This is a genomic window from Streptomyces sp. VNUA24 (assembly GCF_029167005.1).
Classification (GTDB): Bacteria; Actinomycetota; Actinomycetes; order Streptomycetales; family Streptomycetaceae; genus Streptomyces; species Streptomyces scabiei.
Map to the genome: position 1 here is coordinate 8,104,848 of NZ_CP119143.1, position 20,271 is coordinate 8,125,118.

Annotated in this window: 21 protein-coding genes and 1 pseudogene; 11 read left to right on the top strand and 11 right to left on the bottom strand. The window is 72.0% G+C overall.

Features of this window, described 5'->3' with window-relative positions:
• Positions 1–167: 167 nt before the first annotated feature.
• Entirely contained in the window at positions 168–1,004 is an 837-nt protein-coding gene (locus PYR72_RS34720; protein WP_275458968.1) for an SDR family oxidoreductase, read from the bottom strand.
• A 158-nt stretch (positions 1,005–1,162) separates the two neighbouring features.
• Between PYR72_RS34720 and PYR72_RS34725 the strand changes: the two genes are divergently transcribed.
• On the top strand, positions 1,163–2,824 hold the full coding sequence (locus PYR72_RS34725; protein WP_275458969.1) for an alkaline phosphatase D family protein: 1,662 nt from the start codon (positions 1,163–1,165) through the stop codon (positions 2,822–2,824).
• Between the two features lie 176 nt (positions 2,825–3,000).
• Here the strand turns inward: PYR72_RS34725 and PYR72_RS34730 are convergent, their stop codons facing one another.
• Positions 3,001–4,026, bottom strand: a complete 1,026-nt coding sequence (locus PYR72_RS34730; RefSeq protein ID WP_275458970.1) for a Gfo/Idh/MocA family oxidoreductase — start codon at positions 4,024–4,026, stop codon at positions 3,001–3,003.
• Between the two features lie 109 nt (positions 4,027–4,135).
• Between PYR72_RS34730 and PYR72_RS34735 the strand changes: the two genes are divergently transcribed.
• The 4 genes from PYR72_RS34735 (at position 4,136) to PYR72_RS34750 (ending at position 8,308) form a co-directional block, all read left to right on the top strand.
• Entirely contained in the window at positions 4,136–5,557 is a 1,422-nt protein-coding gene (locus PYR72_RS34735) for a multidrug effflux MFS transporter (RefSeq protein ID WP_275458971.1), read from the top strand.
• Positions 5,509–6,687: a serine hydrolase domain-containing protein gene (locus PYR72_RS34740; protein ID WP_275458972.1), complete on the top strand. Its 1,179-nt coding sequence runs from the start codon at positions 5,509–5,511 to the stop codon at positions 6,685–6,687. The genes PYR72_RS34735 and PYR72_RS34740 overlap by 49 nt, the downstream gene beginning before the upstream one ends.
• Positions 6,688–6,752: 65 nt before the next feature.
• A complete protein-coding gene (locus PYR72_RS34745) occupies positions 6,753–7,769 on the top strand; it encodes a small ribosomal subunit Rsm22 family protein (RefSeq protein ID WP_275458973.1) in 1,017 nt (338 codons plus the stop codon).
• A gap of 65 nt (positions 7,770–7,834) precedes the next feature.
• Positions 7,835–8,308, top strand: coding sequence for a GNAT family N-acetyltransferase (locus tag PYR72_RS34750; RefSeq protein ID WP_275458974.1), 474 nt, complete (start codon positions 7,835–7,837; stop codon positions 8,306–8,308).
• A 40-nt stretch (positions 8,309–8,348) separates the two neighbouring features.
• Here PYR72_RS34750 and PYR72_RS34755 read toward each other — a convergent pair whose 3' ends face one another.
• The gene (locus tag PYR72_RS34755) at positions 8,349–8,522 is read right to left on the bottom strand and encodes a DUF6243 family protein (protein WP_275458975.1); all 174 of its coding nucleotides are present in this window, start codon (positions 8,520–8,522) and stop codon (positions 8,349–8,351) included.
• 104 nt (positions 8,523–8,626) lie between these two features.
• Between PYR72_RS34755 and PYR72_RS34760 the strand changes: the two genes are divergently transcribed.
• Positions 8,627–9,262 carry a TetR/AcrR family transcriptional regulator gene (locus tag PYR72_RS34760; protein ID WP_275458976.1) on the top strand — a complete coding sequence of 212 codons (636 nt, stop codon included), beginning with the start codon at positions 8,627–8,629 and terminating at the stop codon, positions 9,260–9,262.
• Between the two features lie 243 nt (positions 9,263–9,505).
• Positions 9,506–10,258, top strand: a complete 753-nt coding sequence (locus tag PYR72_RS34765; RefSeq protein ID WP_275458977.1) for a bifunctional DNA primase/polymerase — start codon at positions 9,506–9,508, stop codon at positions 10,256–10,258.
• Positions 10,259–10,323: 65 nt separating this feature from the next.
• Here PYR72_RS34765 and PYR72_RS34770 read toward each other — a convergent pair whose 3' ends face one another.
• From PYR72_RS34770 to efeO, 4 genes are read right to left on the bottom strand one after another with little or no spacing between them, the layout of a single operon-like run.
• Positions 10,324–11,418 (bottom strand): hypothetical protein, encoded by a 1,095-nt coding sequence (locus tag PYR72_RS34770; protein WP_275458978.1) that lies wholly within the window; start codon positions 11,416–11,418, stop codon positions 10,324–10,326.
• The gene (gene efeU, locus PYR72_RS34775; protein WP_013004180.1) at positions 11,375–12,250 is read right to left on the bottom strand and encodes an iron uptake transporter permease EfeU; all 876 of its coding nucleotides are present in this window, start codon (positions 12,248–12,250) and stop codon (positions 11,375–11,377) included. Before efeU ends, PYR72_RS34770 begins: the two co-directional genes overlap by 44 nt.
• Before the next feature lie 4 nt (positions 12,251–12,254).
• On the bottom strand, positions 12,255–13,550 hold the full coding sequence (efeB, locus tag PYR72_RS34780; protein ID WP_275458979.1) for an iron uptake transporter deferrochelatase/peroxidase subunit: 1,296 nt from the start codon (positions 13,548–13,550) through the stop codon (positions 12,255–12,257).
• A gap of 2 nt (positions 13,551–13,552) precedes the next feature.
• Positions 13,553–14,704, bottom strand: a complete 1,152-nt coding sequence (gene efeO, locus PYR72_RS34785; RefSeq protein WP_275458980.1) for an iron uptake system protein EfeO — start codon at positions 14,702–14,704, stop codon at positions 13,553–13,555.
• 520 nt (positions 14,705–15,224) lie between these two features.
• Between efeO and PYR72_RS34790 the strand changes: the two genes are divergently transcribed.
• Complete coding sequence (locus tag PYR72_RS34790; RefSeq protein ID WP_275458981.1) at positions 15,225–15,869, top strand: PhzF family phenazine biosynthesis protein; 645 nt, start codon at positions 15,225–15,227, stop codon at positions 15,867–15,869.
• 132 nt (positions 15,870–16,001) lie between these two features.
• On the opposite strand, the gene PYR72_RS34795 is transcribed toward PYR72_RS34790, so the two are convergent.
• On the bottom strand, positions 16,002–16,670 hold the full coding sequence (locus tag PYR72_RS34795) for a biliverdin-producing heme oxygenase (RefSeq protein ID WP_275458982.1): 669 nt from the start codon (positions 16,668–16,670) through the stop codon (positions 16,002–16,004).
• Between the two features lie 193 nt (positions 16,671–16,863).
• Complete coding sequence (gene map / locus PYR72_RS34800; RefSeq protein ID WP_275458983.1) at positions 16,864–17,721, bottom strand: type I methionyl aminopeptidase; 858 nt, start codon at positions 17,719–17,721, stop codon at positions 16,864–16,866.
• Positions 17,722–17,788: 67 nt separating this feature from the next.
• Here map and PYR72_RS34805 point away from each other — a divergent pair, with 67 nt between their 5' ends.
• On the top strand, positions 17,789–18,019 hold the full coding sequence (locus PYR72_RS34805) for a hypothetical protein (protein ID WP_013004186.1): 231 nt from the start codon (positions 17,789–17,791) through the stop codon (positions 18,017–18,019).
• Between the two features lie 32 nt (positions 18,020–18,051).
• Here PYR72_RS34805 and PYR72_RS34810 read toward each other — a convergent pair.
• Positions 18,052–18,192: pseudogene (locus PYR72_RS34810) on the bottom strand (MFS transporter); the annotation flags it as partial.
• A gap of 215 nt (positions 18,193–18,407) precedes the next feature.
• On the opposite strand from PYR72_RS34810, the gene npdG reads away from it, so the two are divergent.
• Positions 18,408–19,124, top strand: coding sequence for an NADPH-dependent F420 reductase (gene npdG / locus PYR72_RS34815; protein ID WP_275458984.1), 717 nt, complete (start codon positions 18,408–18,410; stop codon positions 19,122–19,124).
• 83 nt (positions 19,125–19,207) lie between these two features.
• Positions 19,208–19,420 carry a hypothetical protein gene (locus PYR72_RS34820; protein ID WP_275458985.1) on the top strand — a complete coding sequence of 71 codons (213 nt, stop codon included), beginning with the start codon at positions 19,208–19,210 and terminating at the stop codon, positions 19,418–19,420.
• On the opposite strand, the gene PYR72_RS34825 is transcribed toward PYR72_RS34820, so the two are convergent.
• Positions 19,407–20,207 (bottom strand): site-2 protease family protein, encoded by an 801-nt coding sequence (locus PYR72_RS34825; protein ID WP_275458986.1) that lies wholly within the window; start codon positions 20,205–20,207, stop codon positions 19,407–19,409. The genes PYR72_RS34820 and PYR72_RS34825 overlap by 14 nt on opposite strands.
• Positions 20,208–20,271: the final 64 nt, after the last annotated feature.

The following is a 20,271-nucleotide window of genomic DNA, read 5'->3' on the forward strand; positions in this document are numbered from 1 at the left end:
GAAGCTCTCGTGGAGACGAGCCCTGAGCATATGCCCGCCACGTGCCCGAATGGACCGGAGGAACAGCTTCCGTTTGTGGAAGTTGAGGTCTGGAGGACCGTGTGGTGACGGTCCGGGGGCCGGGCACGCCGGCGTCCGGGCCGTGGACCGGGCCTCCCGGCCGCGGCTCAGCCCCGTCCGACGTACGGCATCGTCGTCGCCATCACGGTCGCGAACTGCACATTCGCCTCCAATGGCAGCTCCGCCATGTGCCGTACCGTCCGCGCCACGTCGGTCACGTCCATCACCGGCTCGGGCAGGAGCTGCCCGTTGGCCTGCAGCACGCCGTTCGCCATGCGCTCGGTCATGTCCGTCGCCGCGTTGCCGATGTCGATCTGACCGACCGCGATGCCGTACGGCCGCCCGTCCAGGGAGAGGGACTTGGTCAGGCCGGTCAGCGCGTGCTTGGTCGCGGTGTACGCCACGGAGTGCGGCCGGGGCGTGTGCGCGGAGACAGAGCCGTTGTTGATGATCCGGCCGCCCCGCGGGTCCTGCTCCTTCATCTGCCGGTACGCCGCCTGCGCGCACAGGAACGCCCCGTTGAGATTGGTGTCCACGACGTGCCGCCAGGCCGCGTAGTCCAGCTCCTCCACCGGCACCCCGCCCGGCCCGAACGTGCCCGCGTTGTTGAACAGCAGGTCCAGCCGCCCGAACCGCTCGCGCACGGCGGCGAACAGCGCGTCCACGTCGCCGGGCCGTGAGACGTCCGTACGGACGCACAGCGCCTTCGGGGCGGCGGTGCCGGGGTTTGTGCCGGTGTCCGTGCCGGGGTTTGTGCCGGTGTGCGTGCCGGTGTGCGTGTCGGTGTCCGTGCCGGCCCGGGCCGCGGTCTCGGCGAGTTTCTCCTCGCGGCGGCCCGCCAGCGCCACCGACCAGCCGGCGCGCAGCAGTTCCACCGCCACGGCGCGGCCGATACCGGAGCCCGCACCCGTGACGATCGCAATCCTGGTCTCTTCAGCCTTCATGGGCTCGCAGCGTAGGGGAGGCCGCGGATCCGGCCGCGCAGGTGGGGCCCGATATATGGAACTCATTCGTCCGCCATGTGGGTGTTGTGTACGTGCCACAAGATCGTCGAACCTGGCCACTCCACTGTCGAACACAACTACCTTCAGAAGAGGGCCAGATGCCACTCCCCACCCCTGGGCCGACGCCGTCCCGCTCGTCCCACGCGCCCGAACTGTGCGCCGCCGCACGGCACTTCGACCGCCGGCGCTTCCTCACCGTCACGGGAGCCGCCGCCGCGCTCGCCTTCGCCACCAACCTGCCGGCGGCCGGTGCCGCGGCCGCCGCCACGCTGGACCCCGGGCAGATCACCGAGGACCCGTTCACCCTCGGCGTGGCCTCCGGTGACCCGCTGGCCGACTCCGTGCTCCTGTGGACCCGGCTCGCCCCGGCCCCCTACCAGCCGGACGGCGGACTGCCCGCCGAACGCGTCCGCGTCGAATGGGAACTGGCCCACGACGACAGATTCCGACGCGTCGTCAGACGCGGCACCGCCACCGCCCACCCCGAGTTCCACCACACCGTCCACGTCGAGGTCGGCTTCCTCGCCCCCGGCCGCGTCTACTACTACCGCTTCCGCGTCGGCACCTGGATCAGCGAGACCGGCCGCACCCGCACCGCCCCCGGCCGCTTCCACCTCACCGGTTCCACCGCGCTCACCTTCGCCGCGGTCTCCTGCCAGCGCTACGACCAGGGCTACTACACCGCCTACCGGCACCTCGCGGGCGAGGACGTCGACGTCGTCTTCCACCTCGGCGACTACCTCTACGAGTACGCCGTGAACTCCGTCGGCGGCGCCCGCAAGTACACCGACCGCGTCCTGCCCGACGTCTTCAACCACGAGACGGTCACCCTGGAGGACTACCGTCTGCGCTACGCCCTCCACAAGACCGACCCCGACCAGCGGGCCGCCCACGCCGCGCACCCCTTCGTCGTCACCTGGGACGACCACGAGACCGAGAACAACTACGCGGGCGACAACCCCGACGGCGGCGAGCCCTCCGAGGAGTTCCTGCTGCGCCGCGCCGCCGCCTACCGGGCGTACTGGGAGAACCAGCCCCTGCGCCGCCCCCAGCGCCCCGACGGCCCCGACATGAAGCTGTACCGCCGCTTCCGGTGGGGCCGCCTCGCCCAGTTCGACATACTCGACACCCGGCAGTACCGGTCCAACCAGGCGCAGGGCGACGGCTGGCAGATCCCCGGCCCGGAGTCCGCCGACCCGGCGCGCACGATGACGGGCGCGACCCAGGAGCGCTGGCTCCTGGACGGCTGGGACCGGTCCGACGCGGTCTGGAACGTCGTCCCGCAGCAGGTCACCTTCTCCCAGCGCCGCAACGCCGTCGGCGAGGTCTACAAGGTGTCGATGGACTCCTGGGACGGCTACCGCGCCTCCCGCGAACGCCTCCTCGCCGGCGCCGAGGCCGCCGGCATCGAGAACCTCATGGTCCTCACCGGAGACGTCCACGTCGGCTACGCCTTCGACATCAAGCGCGACTTCGACGACCGCTCTTCCCGGATCGTCGGCACGGAACTCGTCGCCTCCTCCATCAGCAGCGGCGGCAACGGCTCCGACAAGCCCGCCAACTGGGACACCTACATGACCGCCAACCCCCACATGCGCTTCTACAACGGCCGCCGCGGCTACACCACGGTCACCCTCGACCGCCGGTCCGCCCGCGCCGACTTCAAGGCGGTGCCGTACGTGACGACGACGGGCGCGGACATCTCCACGGTGGCGTCCTTCGCGGTGGAGGCGGGGGTGCCGGGGCTGCAGCCGGTGTAGGTGGAGCGGGGTGGAGCGGGGTGGGGTGGGGTGGGGTGGGCTGGCGGTGAGGCGGGGCCGGTGCCGGTGCGGGTGCCGGTGCGGAACGAACCTTCGTTTTCGCGGCCCCCACCCGGTCCCGCCCCGCCCTACCTCCGCCACACCCCCTCACCCCCAACCCCTCATCCCAACCCCCTCTAAACGAACGAACCTTCGTTCAGCCGCTCCTCGCCGGGATACCGCACCCCCACCCGCTCCCGCAGCGCGTCCAGCGTGCGCATCACGGCGAGGGTGCCGTCCAGGGGCACGAGCGGGGACTCGGTCTCGCCGGCGCGCAGGGCCCGCATGACCTCGACGGCCTCGTGGCGCAGGCTGTTGCGGGGGCCGTCGGCCGGATCGGCGGTGAACGTCTGCGCCTCGCGGCCGTCCCGGTGCAGGACGAACCGCTCCGGGAAGAAGAACCCGGACGGGATGTCGATGCGGCCCTCGGAACCGGTCACCGAGGCGGACGTGCCCGTGCCGCCCACGATGGAGCAGTGCAGCGAGGCGAGGGCACCGCTCTCCCACGAGAGCAGTGCTCCGGTCTGGAGATCGACGCCCTCGTCGGAGAGCACCGCTCTCGCCGTGACGTCCGACGGCTCCCCGAGCAGCAGCTGCGCGAACGACACCGGATACACACCGAGATCCAGCAGCGCGCCCCCGCCCTGTGCCGGGTCCCGCAGCCGGTGCGAGGGCGGGAAGGGCCCCGCCAGCCCGAAGTCGGCCTGCACGGTGCGCACCTCACCGATCGCGCCGTCCCGCACCACCTCGGCCAGCCGCCGCACCAGCGGATTGCAGTACATCCACATGGCCTCCATCAGGAACCGCCCGTGTTCCCGGGCCAGGGCGACCAGTTCCTCCGCCTCCCGCGCGTTCAGCGTGAACGCCTTCTCGCACAGGACGTCGCGCCCCGCCTCCAGACACATCCCGGCGGCGGCCCGGTGCGCCGCGTGCGGCGTGGCGACGTACACCACGTCCACGTCCGCGTCCTCGGCGAGCGCGCGCCAGTCGCCGTAGGCCCTCGGTATCCCGAAGCGCTCCGCGAAGGTCTTCGCCGAGGTCTCGCTCCGTGAGGCCACGGCCACGACCTCGGCGTCCGGCAGGTCGACGAGGTCCGCCGTGAAGGCCGCGGCGATCCCCCCGGTCGCCAGGATCCCCCACCGCACACGTCCGTCGTTCGACATCGCCACCCCTGTCCTCGGCTGTCCTCGGCTCCGGGGCGGGTGTGTGACCCCGCCCACGTCGTACGAGCTGAGAGCATAGGTGGCGGACCGAACACAGAGGGAGGGGCACATGCCCGAGGGGCACATACCGGGCTCGGCACCCGCCGAGCCGACCACGACGGCGGGGGAGCACCCGCAACCCGCCGCGGCGGCGGACCCCCGGGCGTCGACAGCGCAGCAACCGGCACCGCGGCTGTCGAAGCCGCAATCGCCGCCGCAGCAGCCGCAGTCACAGCCGTCGACCCCCGCCCCCGCTGAGGCGACGACCGCCCTCCGCCGTACCGGCCTCCTCGTCACCCTCATCCTCGGCGGCCTCACCGCGACGCCGCCCCTCGCGATGGACATGTACCTCCCGGCCCTGCCGGAGGTCACCGCCTCCCTGCACGCCCCCGCCACCACGGTCCAGCTCACCCTCACGGCCTGCCTCGCCGGCATGGCGCTCGGCCAGCTCCTGATCGGTCCGATGAGCGACCGGTTCGGCCGGCGCCGCCCGCTGCTCCTCGGTCTCGCCGTCTACATCGTCGCCACCGCGCTCTGCGCCCTCGCGCCCTCCATCGAGACCCTCATCGCCCTCCGGCTGGTGCAGGGCCTCGCCGGTTCGGCCGGGATCGTGATCGCCCGGGCCGTGGTCCGGGACCTGTACGACGGCGACGCGATGGCCCGTTTCTTCTCGACCCTGATGCTGGTCTCCGGCGTCGCCCCGATCGTCGCGCCGCTGATCGGCGGCCAGGTCCTGCGTGTCACGGACTGGCGGGGCGTCTTCGTCGTCCTGACGGTCATCGGCATCGCGCTCCTCGCGGTCGTCTGGACGAAACTCCCCGAGACGCTCGCCCCCGCCGAACGCCACGGCGGCGGCATGGGCGAGACGCTGCACGCCATGCGCGGCCTGCTCGCCGACCGGGTCTTCATGGGCTACACGCTGGCCGGCGGCTTCGCCTTCGCCGCCCTCTTCGCGTACATCAGCGCCTCGCCGTTCGTGATCCAGGAGATCTACGGCGCCTCCCCGCAGACGTTCAGCCTGCTGTTCGGCGTCAACTCCGTCGGCCTCGTCATCGTCGGCCAGATCAACGGCAAGGTCCTGGTGGGGCGGGTGAGCCTGGACAAGGTGTTCGCGGCGGGCCTCACCGTCGTCGCCCTGTCGGCGACCGCGCTGCTGCTGATGTCCCTGGGCGTCTTCGGCCAGGTTGGTCTGGCCCCGGTCGCGGCGGCCCTGTTCGTGCTGATGTCGGCGATGGGCGTCACGCTCCCCAACACCCAGGCGCTCGCCCTGATGCGGGTGCGCCACGCGGCGGGTTCGGCGTCGGCGCTGCTGGGTACCTCGTCCTTCCTGATCGGCGCGATAGCGTCGCCCCTGGTCGGCATCGCGGGCGAGGACACCGCCGTGCCCATGGCCGTGGTCCAACTGGCCTCGGCACTGGTGGCCGCGACCTGCTTCGTGGCACTGTGCCGTCCTTGGAACAGGCGTACGAAAGCGGAGGGAGCGGAGAGCTGAGCGCGCCGAGACTGCGCACGGACACCCCGGAACGGGCCGGACTGGACCCCGAGGAACTGCGCCGTCTCGTACGGGACGTGCGCGCGCTGACGGAGGGCGAACGCCCCCTGGCCCCCGGTGCGGTCGTCCTCGCCGGACGCGGCCCCGTCGTCGCCGTCGAGGAGGCGGCGGGCTGGGCGGTCCGCTACGACTCCTACGACGAACGCGCCGACCGGGGACGGGAACTCCCGCCGGAGTCCCGCGTCCCGGTGACCCCGTGCACCCCCTTCGACCTGGCCTCCCTCACCAAACTGTTCACCGCGGTGGCCGCCGTGCAGCAACTGGAGCGCGGCACCCTCGGCATCGACGCGAAGGTGGGGGCGTACCTCCCCGACTTCACGGGCGCCGCCGACCACGGCCTCACCGTCCGCCACCTCCTCACCCACACCTCCGGACTGCGCCCCGAACTCCCGCTGTACGACTGCCCGTCGGCGGCCGCCCGGCTGGCGATGCTCCGGGCGGAGGCGCCGACGGAGCCTCCCGGGACGGTCCACCTCTACTCCGACCTGAACCTGCTGCTCCTGCAGCACGTCCTGGAGCGTCTGACGGGCCGGACCCTGGACGCCCTGATCCGTGACGGCATCACGCATCCGCTGGGCATGGTGTCGACGGCCTTCGGCCCCTGCCCGGCCGCCGCGGCCACGGAGGACCAGCGACGCCCCTGGGCGAAGGCGGACCGGGGCATGGTCCGCGGCCGGGTCCACGACGAGAACGCGTGGTCCCTCGGCGGTGTGGCCGGCCACGCGGGCCTCTTCTCGACCGCCCGGGACCTGGCCGTCTTCTGCCGCACCCTGCTGGCCGGCGGCTCCTACGGCCCCGCGCGCATCCTCGGCCCCGACTTCGTCGAGCTGATGCTCACCCCGCCGGGCCTCGGCTTCGCCCTCGACCAGGCGTGGTTCATGGGCGGGCTGGCGGGCCGGGGCGCGGCCGGGCACACCGGGTTCACGGGCACGTCCCTGGTCCTGGACCCGGCGACGGACACGTTCCTGGTGCTCCTCACCAACGCGGTCCATCCCCGCCGCCGCGGCCCCGTCAACGCGGCGCGGGCGGCGGCCGGGACCCGGCTGGCGCGGGCGGTGCGGGGCAGGTGAGCCGCCCGCACGGGTGTGGGCGGGCGCAGGGAAGGCGGCCGGCGGCGGCGCCCTAGAATCGCCCCGTGAACGCCCCCGCCCCCGCCTCCGCCGCCGACACCCTGCGCACCGCCCTCGCCGGCCTCCTCGACGGTCTCCCGCCCAAGTCGGCCACGCGGGCGGTGGAGCGGCTGATCGCGAACTACCGGGGGCGCACGCCGACGGACGCGCCGGTGCTCAGGGACCGCTCCGACGTGGTGGCGTACGCGGCGTACCGGATGCCGGCGACGTTCGAGGCGGTGTGCTCGGCGCTGGAGGCGTTCGCGGCGGCGGTGCCGGGCTGGGTGCCCGGCGGTCATGTCGACGTCGGCGGCGGTACGGGCGCGGCGACCTGGGCGGTGAACGCGACCTGGGCGGGCGGCCGTCCGGTGACGGTGCTCGACTGGGCGGAACCGGCGCTGGCGCTCGGACGGGAGATTGCCGCGGCGAACCCGGAGCTGAAGGCCGCCGAGTGGCAGCGCTCTCGTATCGGAGCGGCGCTCACCATCGAGAGCACTGATCTCGTCACGGTCTCCTACGTCCTGGGCGAGCTGACCGCCGAGGACCGCACGGCCGTGGTGGAGGCCGCCGCGACCGCCGCCCGGGCCGTGGTGATCATCGAGCCCGGCACCCCCGAGGGATACGCCCGCGTCATCGAGGCACGTGACCGTCTCGTCGCCGCCGGGTTCCACATCGCCGCGCCCTGTCCGCACAGCGCCGCCTGCCCCATCGTCCCCGGCGAGGACTGGTGCCACTTCGCCGCCCGTGTCAGCCGTTCCTCGCTGCACCGCCGGGTCAAGGGCGGCTCCCTGCCGTACGAGGACGAGAAGTTCAGCTACGTCGCCGCCACCCGCTTCCCTCCGGCCCCGGCCCCCGCCCGCGTGGTCCGCAAGCCGCAGATCCGCAAGGGCCAGGTCCTGCTCGACCTCTGCGAGACCGAGCCCGCCCTCGCCCGGACCACCGTCACCAAACGCCACGGCCCCCTCTACCGGGCGGCCCGTGACACCGAGTGGGGCGACGCCTGGCCGCCGCCCCGGGACGACGAACAGCCGGGCGAGGTCTGACACGGGGGCGCCCGCCGCGTAATCCGGTTGCGGAGCCGGTGTGCCGTCCGGCTATCTCATGGATCATGTCCATCACTCCACAGCTGGCCGAGATCACCTCCGCCAACCTCGAAGCGGCGTTCGCCGTACGCGTCCGGCCCGACCAGGAACACCTGGTGGAGTCGGTCGAGAAGTCGCTGGCCGAGGCGTACGTCCACCCCGGTGTCGCCTGGCCCCGGCTCGTCCTGGACGGTGACCGGGCCGTCGGCTTCCTGATGGCCTTCCTCGACATCGACTGGAAGGGCGACGGCTCGGGCACCGACCTCCGCTCCGGGCTCTGGCGGCTCAACATCGCCGCGGACGCGCAGGGCCGGGGCTACGGCCGCTTCGCCGTCGAGTCGGTCGCCGCCGAGATCCGCCGCCGCGGCGGCGACCGTCTCTTCGTCACCTGGCACCCCGGCCCCGACGGCCCGGAGCCCTTCTACCTCGGCCTCGGCTTCCGCACGACGGGGGAGACCAGCGGAGGCCAGACGGTCGGGGTGCTTGAGCTGATCGGCTGACCGCCGCCCGGTGTGCGATGCGTGAGCCCCGGCGCGGGCCTCACGTCTCCCGGCGTTTCTCCTGGAGCTTGCGCAGCAGCTCCCGCTTCTGTGCCTGGGGGTCCTGGCCGCCGCCGACGCGGCCGTGCACGGGACCGCCGCGCAGGGCCTTGCGGCCGAGGTTCCGGCGGGAGCCGCCCACTCCCAGCATGTTGCCTGCTCCACCACGGGCCATGACTGCCTCCTACGATCAGGCTGATTAGACGATACGGTCCGTCTCGCTTGCTTCACCACCATGAGGCGAGACGCACCGTCTTGTCAACCTGCTAGATTCGGAGCATGGCCAACAAGACCGCCCCTGACTCCGCCCGGCGCAGCGAGAAGTCGCGCCGCGCCATCTACGACGCCGCCCTCGCACTCGTCGGTGAGGTCGGCTACCAGAAGACGACCATCGAGGGCATCGCGGCCCGCGCCGGAGTCGGCAAGCAGACGATCTACCGGTGGTGGTCCTCCAAGGCGGAGGTGCTGCTGGAGGCGTTCGTCGACCTGAGCGCCCAGGCGGCGGAGGCCGCCGCCCGGCCCGAGGTCATCGGAGAGCGGGCCGAGTACGAGATCCCGGACACCGGTGACCTCGCGGCCGACCTCAAGGCGGTCCTGCGGGCCACCGTCGACGAACTCCTCGACCCCCGCTTCGAGGTCCCCTCCCGCGCCCTGGCCGCCGAGGGAGTCGTCAACCGGCAGCTCGGCACCGAGTTCGTGGCCAAGCTGCTCGAACCCCAGCTCCAGCTGTACGTGAAGCGCCTGCGCGCGGCCCAGGAACAGGGCGCCGTCCGCGCCGACATCGACCCGCGGATCGCCCTGGAACTCTTCGTATCCCCGCTCGCCCAGCGCTGGCTGCAGTACACGGGACCCATCTCCTACGCGTACACGGACGCGCTCGTCGACTACGCCCTGTACGGCCTCGCGCCCCGCTGAGGCCGGTCAACACCTCGCCCCCGGGGCCCGCTCCCGAGTGGGTGTGATCAATCCGACCGGACACCGGCGGCCCGGGCCGCGCGTCAGTCGCCAAACACCGTCAAAGCGGGTGATAGTCCGCCATCCCTGTCCGTGCTCCGGCGCCGCCCCGCCCACCCCGGACGCGGGCTCCGGCCGTCCCCGGCGCAGGATGGTGGGACCATGGGGACATGCTGTCCGCACCACAGCGAGGCGAGGCGATAGATGAGCGCGACGTTCGGCGGCCGGACCGGTCGGCAGGGCAGGTTCTCCGAGTGGCTGCGCGCCCGTCGTACCGGCCGCCCGCTCGACGGGGCCGCCGACGAAGCCGGGCGTGAGGAACTGCTGCTCTCCGCGGCCGCCGCCGGACTCCCGCTCGCGCCCGCCGCCCACCCCTCGGGCTACCGGTGCTCCTGCGACCGCGTCGGCTGTCCCACCCCCGCCCGGCACCCGGTGTCCTTCGCCTGGCAGACGCAGTCGACCACCGACCGCGGCCAGATCGAGCGCTGGGCCCGGCACCAGCCCCAGGCCAACTTCGTCACCGCGACCGGCATGGTCCACGACGTGCTGGACGTGCCGCTCGCCGCCGGCAGCGAGGCCCTTCAGCGGCTGCTCGCCGCCGGGATCGAGGTGGGCCCCGTCGCGGAGTCCGAGTCCGAGTCGGGCGAGGGACGGCTGCTGTTCTTCACCCACACCCGGGGCACGCCCGAGGACGAGGACGAGTGGTGGCCCTGCGAACTGGACTGCCACCCGGAGACCATGGACGAGCACCCGGGGCTGCGCTGGCACTGCCGGGGCTCCTACGTCCTCGTACCGCCGGCCCGGCTCCCCGGTGACCTCGCCGTGCACTGGGTGCGCGGCCCCGAGCACCCGCTGCCGGACCCGCTGACCCTGCTGGAGATCCTCACCGACGCCTGCTCCCGCCACCTGGACGAGCAGCCGGACGATGCGAACACGGCCTGGCCCTCCCGGGGCTGACACCCCGCGCCCGGCCCGGCGGCCGTGCGCCTCGCACCGGGCTCCACGTCACCGGCGCCCCGCCGTCACTCGCCCTTGGCCCCCGTGAGCCCGCCCACCTGGCTCAGGAACTTCACCGGCTGCTCCGAGTTCGTCTTCGCCGGGTCGAGGACCGCCTGGTTGTTCACGAACTCCAGGGTCAGGGACTGCTTGGGCTCGCCCGTCATCAGCGCCCTGACGGCCGAGTCCCGGACGGGGATGCTCACCCCCTGCGCGGCGGTCTGCTTCTGGTAGTGCCGGGTGGTGAAGAAGACCAGTGCCCCGCCGTCCGTGGTGCGCAGGCCGACCGGAGCGTAGTCGCCGTTGGTGAGGGCCTCGTCGATGAACTGCCGTGCCAGGCCCGGCTTCGTGGCGTTCCGCCGGCGTTCGGAACGCTTCTCCGAGGTGTAGGGGCCGTCCGCGAAGAGGGCGCTGTCCTCCCGCAGGTACGTCACGTACTTCTCGGGCAACTCCGCCGGGGCGACGGAGAGTTCGGGGTCGTCGGGCGTGACCGCCCGCGCGTAGCCGTTCTCGTCCTTCTTGAACTCGGGCAGGTCGGCGCGGGGCACGACGGTGAGGAAGGAGACCTCCCACAGGTCGGTCAGCCCGTCCCGGGTGAAGACGAACAGCCAACGGTCCGTCTTGTTCCCCTTGTTGGCGTCGGCGTCGGCCACGAACCAGCGCGGCCAGCCCGCCTTCTTCGGGATCGTGTACGTGACGTCGGTCAGCTTCAGCGCCACATGGTCCGGGTTGCCGCCCGGGTGGAGCTTGGCGCCCGAGCGGAGCTTGCCGCCGTCGATGTCGGCGAGCGCGCCGGTGACCCGGGAGGCGTCCTGGCTCTGGTCGTACGCCTTGTCCGCCTTGTTGTAGGCGGTGGTGAAGTCCTTCAGAGCCCGCGCCGCCTCCCCCTGGGTCGTCGTGGGGACGACCTCCAGGTCGCCGCGGACCACCACGCACCCGCTCGCCGTCAGCGCCAGCGCGGTCACCGCCGTGGTCAGCAGCGCACCGCGGCCGTACGACGGAAACCCGCCGGACCGCGGACGTCCGTCCTGCCGGCGGGGTCCGGGGGACCTTCCGCCTGTACGCACCGGACGAACCTCACGAGGCCTTCGTGGGCTCGGAACCCCGAGAACCCTGCTCATCAGGAATCTTCACCTTCCCCTTCCCGGAGGCGAACCCTACCGGGGCGAGGAACAGCGCGAGCGTCGGGACCAGATAGAGGAGCCAGACCGTGACTTGGAGGACCGTCGGGTCGGGCTGGAAGTTGAAGACGCCCTTCAGGAGGGTGCCGTACCAGCTGTCCGGCGGGATCGTCCCGGTGATGTCGAACGCCTTGTCCGTCAGGCCGGGCAGGAAGTCCGCCTCCTGGAGGTCGTGGAACCCGTACGCGAGGACTCCGGCCGCGACCACCACGAGCATGCCGCCGGTCCAGGTGAAGAACCGGGCGAGGTTGATGCGCAGCGCGCCCCGGTAGAACAGCCAGCCGAGCACCACCGCCGACGCCAGGCCCAGCAGGACGCCGACCAGCGGGCCCTCGGTGCCGTCACCGGAGGCCCGCACCGACGTCCACACGAACAGCGAGGTCTCCAGGCCCTCCCGGCCCACCGCGAGGAACGCGGTCGCCACCAGTGCGCCCGTGCCCATCCGCAGGGCCGCGTCCAGCTTGCCGTGCAGGTCGGCCTTGAGGTGGCGGGCGGTGCGCCGCATCCAGAAGACCATCCAGGTCACCAGGACCACGGCGATGATCGACAGGGAGCCGCCGAGCGCCTCCTGCGCCTTGAACGTCAGCTCCTGGGAGCCGAATTCGAGGACGCAGCCGAAGGCGAGGGCGAGTCCGACGGCGACGCCGATGCCGGTCCAGATCGGCTTCAGCGCGTCCCGGCGCTCCGTCTTCACCAGGTAGGCGATGAGGATGCAGACGACGAGACTGGCCTCCAGGCCCTCTCGCAGACCGATCAGATAGTTCGCGAACACGGTGTCAGTCCTCCGTGGCCGTTGAAGAGGAGAACAGCGCCCGGCCCCACCAGTCGTCCGCGTCCCGGACGCCCGGCGGCACCGCGAAGATCGCCGAACCCACGTGCTGGATGTACTCGTTGAGCGCGTCCTTGGCCAGGTTGCGCTGGACCGGGATGAACCCCTCGCGCACGTCGCGCTGGTAGGCGAGGAAGAACAGGCCCGCGTCCAGGCGGCCGAGCCCGTCCGTGCCGTCGGTGAAGGAGTAGCCGCGCCGCAGCAGCGTGATCCCGTGGTTGGAGTCGGGGTGCGCGAGCCGCACGTGCGCGTCCGGCAGCATCGCCTTCAGGAACGGCTCGTCGCGTTCCTTCGCCTTGCCGACCGGGGCGCCCTCGCCCTTGTCGCGGCCGAAGATGTCCTCCTGCTCCTGCAGCGAGGTCCGGTCCCAGGTCTCGATGTGCATACGGATGCGCCGGGCGACGAGATACGAACCGTCCCTCATCCAGGCCGAGTCCGCGTCGACGTCCTTCTCGCCCACCCACACGAACTTCTTCAGACGGTCCGTCTCCGTGCCGGCGATGTTGCGGGTGCCGTCCTTGAACCCCATGAGGTTGCGCGGGGTCTGCGCCTCGGGGGTGGTGGAGGAGGTCTTGCCGAACCCGAGCTGGGACCAGCGCACCGAGACCTTGCCGAAGCCGATGCGGGCGAGGTTGCGGATGGCGTGGACCGCGACCTGGGGGTCGTCCGCGCACGCCTGCACGCACAGGTCGCCGCCGCTGCGCGCCCGGTCGAGGTTGTCGCCGGCGAACTGCGGCAGGTCGACGAGGGCCTCGGGCCGCCGTCCGGCCAGCCCGAACCGGTCGAACAGGGAGGGCCCGAACCCGATGGTCAGCGTCAGCCGCGACGGCTTCAGCCCCAGCGCCTCGCCGGTGTCGTCCGGCGGGGCCTGAGCCAGACCGCCGTACGCGCCGTCGCCGACCGCCTTCCCGGCGGTCATCCGGCGCGCGGCGACCGTCCAGTCCTTCAGCATGGCCACGAACGCGTCGCGGTCCTCGGTCTCCACGTCGAACGCGGCGAAGTGCAGCCGGTCCTGCACGGGCGTGGCGATCCCGGCCTGGTGGGCGCCGTGGAAGGCGACGGCCGCCCCGGCCGCGGGGGCCGTGTCGTCGTCGCCGTCCGGGCGGGCCGCGGCGACCGCGCCGCCGGCCGCGGCGGCACCGAGCGCGAGCCCGGCACCACCCCAGCCGATCAGCGCACGCCGGGACGGGGTACGGGGGTGCTCCGGCGCGGGGCCGGGCTCGGGGGAGTCGTCGGCGGTCATCGTCACTTCACCACGGCTGCCGCGAGCTGCGAGAGGGGCTCGGCGAGCGCGTTCACCGCGTCCGACAGCTCCTTCTGCTCCGGCTTGCCGACCTTGTCGTAGGAGACGAAGTCGTAGCCGGTCCTGTCCTCGCGGTACTTGTCGAGCAGCGTGTTCAGGGCCGCGAACTGCTGGTCGAGCTCCTTCGTCAGCTCCGGGTCGTTCTCGGCGGCGACGGACTTCAGCAGCGCGTACGACTTCTCGGCGCCCTCGACGTTGGCCTTGAAGTCGACGAGGTCGGTGTGCGAGTAGCGCTCCTCCTCGCCGGTGACCTTGCCGGTGGCGACCTCGTCGAGGAGCTCCTTGGCGCCGTTGGCCATGGAGGTCGGGGTGATCTCGGCCTTGCCGACCCGCTTCTGCCAGTCGACCAGGTCCTTCACCAGCTGGTCGGCCAGCTCGGAGTCACGGGCGGTGAGCTTGCCGTCCTTCCACAGCGAACGCTCCAGACGGTGCCAGCCGGTCCAGTCCTTCTCCGGGTCCTGGCCCTCCTCCAGCCCGTCCTCGCGCACGTCGACCTTCGGGTCGATGTCACCGAAGGACTCGGCGACCGGCTCGGTGCGCTCCCAGCCGATACGGGAGGGCGCGTACGCCTTCTTCGCGGCCTCCACGTCCCCGTCCTTGACGGCGTCGGCGAACACCTTCACCAGCGGGATCGTCTCGTCGGCCTGGGTCTGCACGTACTTCCGGTAGGAGGCGACGGCCTCGTCCAGACGCGGATCGCGCGCGGCGACCTTGCCGCCGCCGGTGGCCTTGACGTCCTGCCGGATGCCGTCGCCCTTCATGCCCGGCTTGCAGGCGATCCGGTAGTCGCCCGCCTTCACCTCGGCGGTGACCTTCTGCTTGGTGCCGGGGCCGATGTTCTCGCGCTCGGTGACCACGCGGTCGTCGGGGAAGAGGAGGTAGACCTCGGTGACCTTGGACCCCTTGTTCTCGATGTCCAGCTCGACGTGACCGGCCGGGAACTCCTTCTTCGACACCTCGCACGTGGTGTCGGTCGCGGTGACCGCGATCGCCCCGTCCGCGCCCGCGCTGCTCTTCTCGGTGCAGCCGGTGAGAGCGGTCAGGGCCGCCACGGTGGTGGCGGCGGTGACGACGGACAGTCTGAGGGGGCGCATTTCGGCTCCAAGGCAGTACACGGAGGACACACAGAGAAGGTGAGGCGGGCCTCAGTTATCTGAGGCTTACCTCACCAATTGCTGTCCTTCCAGTGAAACCCCCTCCCCGGGGCCGTACGAGCACGGGCCGATCACGGTGGCTCAAAACAGCCCCCATAGTCCGGTCAAGAGAGGGTCAAGAGGCCCAATCGCCGGTCAAGAACGCGGTTTCACTCCCAAGATCCACTTTCGTCATGTATCCGCGTGATCGGGACAGGGCCGGTCCGTGGGTGACCACCACCGCGCCCCGGCCCGCGCCCCGGCCCGCGCCCCGGCCCGCGCCCCGGCCCGCGTCCGGCCCCGGCAGGGGTCCCCGCCGGGCGGCCGCCCTCCGCGGGCCCGTCGGGCCTCTCCGGCTCAACCGGCTTGTCCCGTACGTCACTTGATCCACCCCTCCGTGGGGCCGGGACCGGCCCGGTCGCCGTACGGAAGGGGGGTGACCTGGTACGACCCGGGGCCCGGTTGATGTTTCAATGCCGGGGTGACCGACTTCGATGTGCTGCGGGTGTTCTGCGGACCCCGCGGCGGATACGGCAACGAGCTGGGCGTCGTCCGCGAGGGCTCCGTGATGCCCGACCGCGCCGACCGCCAGGAGTTCGCCGCCAAACTCGGCTTCAGCGAGACCGTGTTCGTGGACGACCCCGAGCGCGGTGTGATCGACATCTACACCCCCTCGCTGCGCCTGCCCTTCGCCGGATACCCCTGCGTGGGCGCGGCCTGGCTGCTGGACGTGCCCGAGCTGGTCACCCCGGCCGGTGTCGTCGGGGCCCGGCTGGACGGCGAGTTCAGCTGGATCGAGGCACTGCCGGAGTGGGCCCCGCCCCGCACCTTCCGCCAGTACGCGACCGCCGCCGAGGTCGACGACCTGCGCGTACCGCCGCCGGGCGAGTGGATCTATGCCTGGGCCTGGGAGGACGAGGCGGCCGGCCGTGTCCGTGCCCGTGCCTTCCCCGGCCGGGGTGACGGCATCGACGAGGACGAGGCCACGGGCGCGGCGGCCCTGCAGCTGACCGCCCAACTGGGCCGGGCCCTGAACATCACCCAGGGCACGGGCTCCCAGCTGCTCACCGCCCCGCAGCCGCACGGGTGGGTGGAGGTCGGGGGCCGGGTGTTCCTGGAGCGCTAGGGCACGCCAGGGCGCCTTTGCCGGCAAGGGGTCACCTCCAAGGGGCGCGGGGAACTGCGCGACCAGCCCCCACCGACCCGCACGGACCCACAACCTCAATGCCCCGCCCCGGCGAGCGCAGCGCTCACGCGCTCACGCGCTCAACGGGAACTCGTCGCCCAGGGCGCGGAAGACCGCGGTGTTCAGCGCGAACGCCCGCTTGCACTCGCTCACGATCCGCTGCTTCTCCAGGTCGTCGGCCCGCACCCGGTCCAGCAGCTCCCGGTAGCCCCGCTTGAAGGCGGCCGGGTTGGTGATCTGCTCGAAGACGTAGAACCGGACGCCGTCGCCCTTCCTGGCGAAGCCCCAGGTCTTCTCGGCCCGGTCCCGGATGATCTGCCCGCCGGAGAGGTCGCCGAGGTACCGCGTGTAGTGGTGGGCCACATAGCCGCCGGCCCACGTACGCGCGCACTCGGCGACCCGCGCCGCGTACTCCTCGGTCGCCGGCAGCGCCGTGAGCGTCGAGCGCCAGCCGGGGCCGCGCAGGTGTGCCAGGTCCCGCTCCAGCGCGGTCAGCCGCATCAGCTCGGGCTGGACGAACGGCCCGGCGACCGGGTCGGCCGCCAGCCTCGGCGCCGCGCTCTCCAGCGCCTCGTACACGAACCACAGCTGCTCGGTGTACCGCGCGTACGCCTCGACGCCGAGCTTGCCGCCCAGCATGTCGCCCATGAACGTCGTGGACTCCGCCTCGGTGTGCTGCTCGTGTGAAGCGGTGCGGATGAGCGTGGAGAACGCCGTGTCCGATGCGACCGACGTGTTCATGGGGCCTCCGGTGCCGAAGTGGGAAGACGAGAAGCTGACGCCATTTTCCGCGGTTAGGCTTGCCTAAGTCAACAGGTTCCCGACTCCCTGTCGGTAAAACGGTACCCCGAGTCCGGCCGAAGCATCCGCCCAGCGAAAAGCCCGCCGCCGGCCTGAGCCGGAGGCGGGCTGTCCCGCGGGAACGAAAGGGGCCCTAGGGCAGCGTGAGGATCTCCGCGCCCGTCTCCGTCACCACCAGCGTGTGCTCGAACTGGGCGGTGCGCTTGCGGTCCTTGGTGACGACCGTCCAGCCGTCGTCCCACATGTCGTAGTCGTACGACCCGAGCGTGAGCATCGGCTCGATCGTGAACGTCATCCCCGTCTGCATCACCGTGGTCGCGTGCGGGGAGTCGTAGTGCGGGACGATCAGGCCGGAGTGGAACGAGGAGTTGATCCCGTGCCCGGTGAAGTCGCGCACGACCCCGTACCCGAACCGCTTCGCGTACGACTCGATGACCCGCCCGATGATGTTGATCTGCCGGCCGGGCCTGACCGCCTTGACGGCACGCGCGAGGGCCTCCTCGGTCCGCTCCACGAGCAGCCGCGACTCCTCGTCCACGTCGCCCACCAGGTACGTGGCGTTGTTGTCGCCGTGCACACCGCCGATGTACGCCGTCACGTCCAGGTTCACGATGTCGCCGTCGCGCAGCACGGTCGAGTCGGGGATGCCGTGGCAGATGACCTCGTTGACCGAGGTGCACAGCGACTTGGGGAAGCCCCGGTAGCCGAGCGTCGACGGATAGGCCCCGTGGTCGCACATGTACTCGTGCGCGACCCGGTCCAGCTCGTCCGTGGTCACCCCGGGGGCGATGTGCTTCGCCGCCTCGGCCATCGCCCGCGCCGCGATCCGGCCGGCGATCCGCATGGCCTCGACGGTCTCGGGCGTCTGCACCTCCGGCCCGGTGTACGGAGTCGGGGCGGGCTTGCCCACGTACTCGGGTCGGCGGATGTGTCCCGGGACGGTACGGGTGGGGGAGAGCTTCCCCGGTGCGAGCAGCGACTGGCCAGACATGCCAGCGAGTTTAACCAGCGGTGGTGGGGGACCATGTCGGGGACGACTGCGGAAGGGAACTCAGGTCATGCCTCTGTTCAAACGGCGTACGGCCGGCAAGCCCGGCGAGTGGTTCTACTGCCTGGAGCACAAGAAGGTCGAGGAAGGTCCCGACTGCCCCGGCAAGGACCGGATGGGCCCCTACGCCTCCCGCCAGGACGCGACCCGGGCCATGGAGACGGCCCAGGAGCGCAACGCCGAGTGGGAGAACGACCCCCGCTGGCACGACACCCCCACGACGGACTCGAACACCGACTGACCGGCCCCGGCGGGCCCGCCGGGCCCGCCGCGCGCGGACGACCCGGTCAGCTCCTTCATCTGCACGGGCAGGGCCACGAAGGTCAGGAAGCTCCCGAAGTTGGTGATCAGCCCCGCCACCCACAACCGCCGGAAGTCCACGGACACCCGCCAGGGCCCGAGATCGGGCAACAACGCGCCGAGGCGCGACCCGGCCGGGGGAGGGGAGGAGGCGGGAGGAGAGGAGGCCGTGTCACCCGGAGCGGCATCGTCGGAAGCAGTCACGACGGGCCATGCTGGGCGGCCTCCCCCGACTGCGGCAACCGCTTTTCGGCGGCCCCCGACCGGGCACACCGTGACCGCGCTCACCTGATCGTCACGCCCGGCGGTCACGCACGTAAAGTCGGCCCATGACCTCTACTGACAGTGCACAGCAGCCCCCCGCGAAGGCCCCGGCGAAGGACCCCTGGGACCTGCCGGACGTGTCGGGGCTCGTCGTCGGCGTGCTCGGCGGCACCGGGCCGCAGGGCAAGGGCCTCGCCTACCGGCTCGCCAAGGCCGGCCAGAAGGTGATCATCGGATCGCGGGCCGCCGACCGCGCCCGGGGCGTCGCCGAGGAACTCGGGCACGGCGTCGAGGGCGCCGACAACGCCGAGACCGCCCGCCGCAGCGACATCGTGATCGTCGCCGTCCCGTGGGACGGGCACGGCGACACCCTCGCGTCGCTGCGCGAGGAGCTGACCGGCAAGCTCGTCGTCGACTGCGTCAACCCGCTCGGCTTCGACAAGAAGGGCGCCTACGCCCTGAAGCCGGAGGAGGGCAGCGCGGCCGAGCAGGCCGCCGCCCTGCTCCCGGACTCGCGCGTCACCGCCGCCTTCCACCACCTCTCCGCCGTCCTCCTGGAGGACCCGGAGATCGACGAGATCGACACCGACGTGATGGTGCTCGGCGAGGTGCGGGCCGACGTCGAGATCGTGCAGGCGCTGGCCGGGCGCATCCCCGGCATGCGCGGCATCTTCGCCGGCCGACTGCGGGGCGCCCACCAGGTCGAGTCCCTGGTCGCCAACCTGATCTCGGTGAACCGCCGCTACAAGGCCCACGCGGGCATCCGCCTCACCGACGTGTGAGGCGACGTACGTACGCGTACGGGCATGGGGGACACTGGACGCCGTACCACCTCGTCCGACCGCCCTCCCAGGAGCCGACCCCCATGCCCCCCTCGCTCCCGCCCGGCCCGGCCCGGCGGCTCGCCGTCTACGCCCTCGTCGTCTGTCTCCTCGCGGTCACCGCGGCCGTGGTCTCCTTCAGCCGCGGCAGCTGGCTGGGTGTGGTGTGGCTGCTGATGGCCGGCCTGTCGTCCAACATGACCTGGTACTACGTGCGCAAGGCCCGGCAGGGGCCCGGGGCGGTCACACCCCGGTGAGGCAGACGTCGCTGTCCGCGCGCCAGAACCGGTAGAGCCAGTAGCCGCAGTCGGACAGCTGGTCCTGGATGCCCAGGCCCCGCATGAACGCGTCGATCACGTCCCAGAACACCCCGTTCACCGCCGGGATCCACAGCACCGCGAACACCAGCAGCAGCCCGAACGGCGCCAGCGGCTCCACCTGGCGGCGGATCTTGTACGACAGCCAGGGCTCGACGACGCCGTAGCCGTCCAGCCCCGGCACCGGCAGGAAGTTCAGGATCGCCGCCGTGACCTGCAGCATCGCGAGGAAGGCGAGCGCGAAGAGGAACGCCGCCGGCACACCGTCCGTGGCATCCAGCCAGAAGGGCGCGGTGCAGACGGCCGCGAACGCGACGTTCGTCAGCGGGCCCGCCGCCGAGATCAGACTGTGCTTCCAACGGCCCTGGATCCGGCCACGCTCGATGAACACCGCGCCACCGGGCAGCCCGATCCCACCCATGATCACGAAGACGACGGGCAGCACGATGCTGAGCAGGGCGTGGGTGTAGGCGAGTGGATTGAGGCTCAAGTAGCCTTTTGCGCCAACGGTGATGTCACCGCTGTGCAGCGCGGTACGGGCGTGCGCGTACTCGTGCAGACACAGCGAGACCACCCAGGCCGAGGTCACGAACAGGAAGACCGCCAGCCCGGGCTGCTCGGCGAACCCGGTCCAGGTGGCCCATCCGGTGACCGCCATGACGGCCACGATCCCCACGAAGACGGGACTGATCCTCCGGTCGCTCCGGCGGGACGCGGCGGTGGTCATGGGGCTCCTAGGACGCTCGGCGGACGGTCGATCACCCGACCGGACTGCCCGACGGTACCGGGCA

Coding starts and splice junctions, on each gene's coding strand:
- PYR72_RS34720 (WP_275458968.1), bottom strand. CDS start 1,004: ATGAAGGCTGAAGAGACCAGGATTGCGATCGTCACGGGTGCGGGCTCC.
- PYR72_RS34725 (WP_275458969.1), top strand. CDS start 1,163: ATGCCACTCCCCACCCCTGGGCCGACGCCGTCCCGCTCGTCCCACGCG.
- PYR72_RS34730 (WP_275458970.1), bottom strand. CDS start 4,026: ATGTCGAACGACGGACGTGTGCGGTGGGGGATCCTGGCGACCGGGGGG.
- PYR72_RS34735 (WP_275458971.1), top strand. CDS start 4,136: ATGCCCGAGGGGCACATACCGGGCTCGGCACCCGCCGAGCCGACCACG.
- PYR72_RS34750 (WP_275458974.1), top strand. CDS start 7,835: ATGTCCATCACTCCACAGCTGGCCGAGATCACCTCCGCCAACCTCGAA.
- PYR72_RS34755 (WP_275458975.1), bottom strand. CDS start 8,522: ATGGCCCGTGGTGGAGCAGGCAACATGCTGGGAGTGGGCGGCTCCCGC.
- PYR72_RS34760 (WP_275458976.1), top strand. CDS start 8,627: ATGGCCAACAAGACCGCCCCTGACTCCGCCCGGCGCAGCGAGAAGTCG.
- PYR72_RS34765 (WP_275458977.1), top strand. CDS start 9,506: ATGAGCGCGACGTTCGGCGGCCGGACCGGTCGGCAGGGCAGGTTCTCC.
- PYR72_RS34770 (WP_275458978.1), bottom strand. CDS start 11,418: ATGAGCAGGGTTCTCGGGGTTCCGAGCCCACGAAGGCCTCGTGAGGTT.
- efeB (WP_275458979.1), bottom strand. CDS start 13,550: ATGACCGCCGACGACTCCCCCGAGCCCGGCCCCGCGCCGGAGCACCCC.
- efeO (WP_275458980.1), bottom strand. CDS start 14,704: ATGCGCCCCCTCAGACTGTCCGTCGTCACCGCCGCCACCACCGTGGCG.
- PYR72_RS34795 (WP_275458982.1), bottom strand. CDS start 16,670: ATGAACACGTCGGTCGCATCGGACACGGCGTTCTCCACGCTCATCCGC.
- map (WP_275458983.1), bottom strand. CDS start 17,721: ATGTCTGGCCAGTCGCTGCTCGCACCGGGGAAGCTCTCCCCCACCCGT.
- PYR72_RS34805 (WP_013004186.1), top strand. CDS start 17,789: ATGCCTCTGTTCAAACGGCGTACGGCCGGCAAGCCCGGCGAGTGGTTC.
- npdG (WP_275458984.1), top strand. CDS start 18,408: ATGACCTCTACTGACAGTGCACAGCAGCCCCCCGCGAAGGCCCCGGCG.
- PYR72_RS34820 (WP_275458985.1), top strand. CDS start 19,208: ATGCCCCCCTCGCTCCCGCCCGGCCCGGCCCGGCGGCTCGCCGTCTAC.
- PYR72_RS34825 (WP_275458986.1), bottom strand. CDS start 20,207: ATGACCACCGCCGCGTCCCGCCGGAGCGACCGGAGGATCAGTCCCGTC.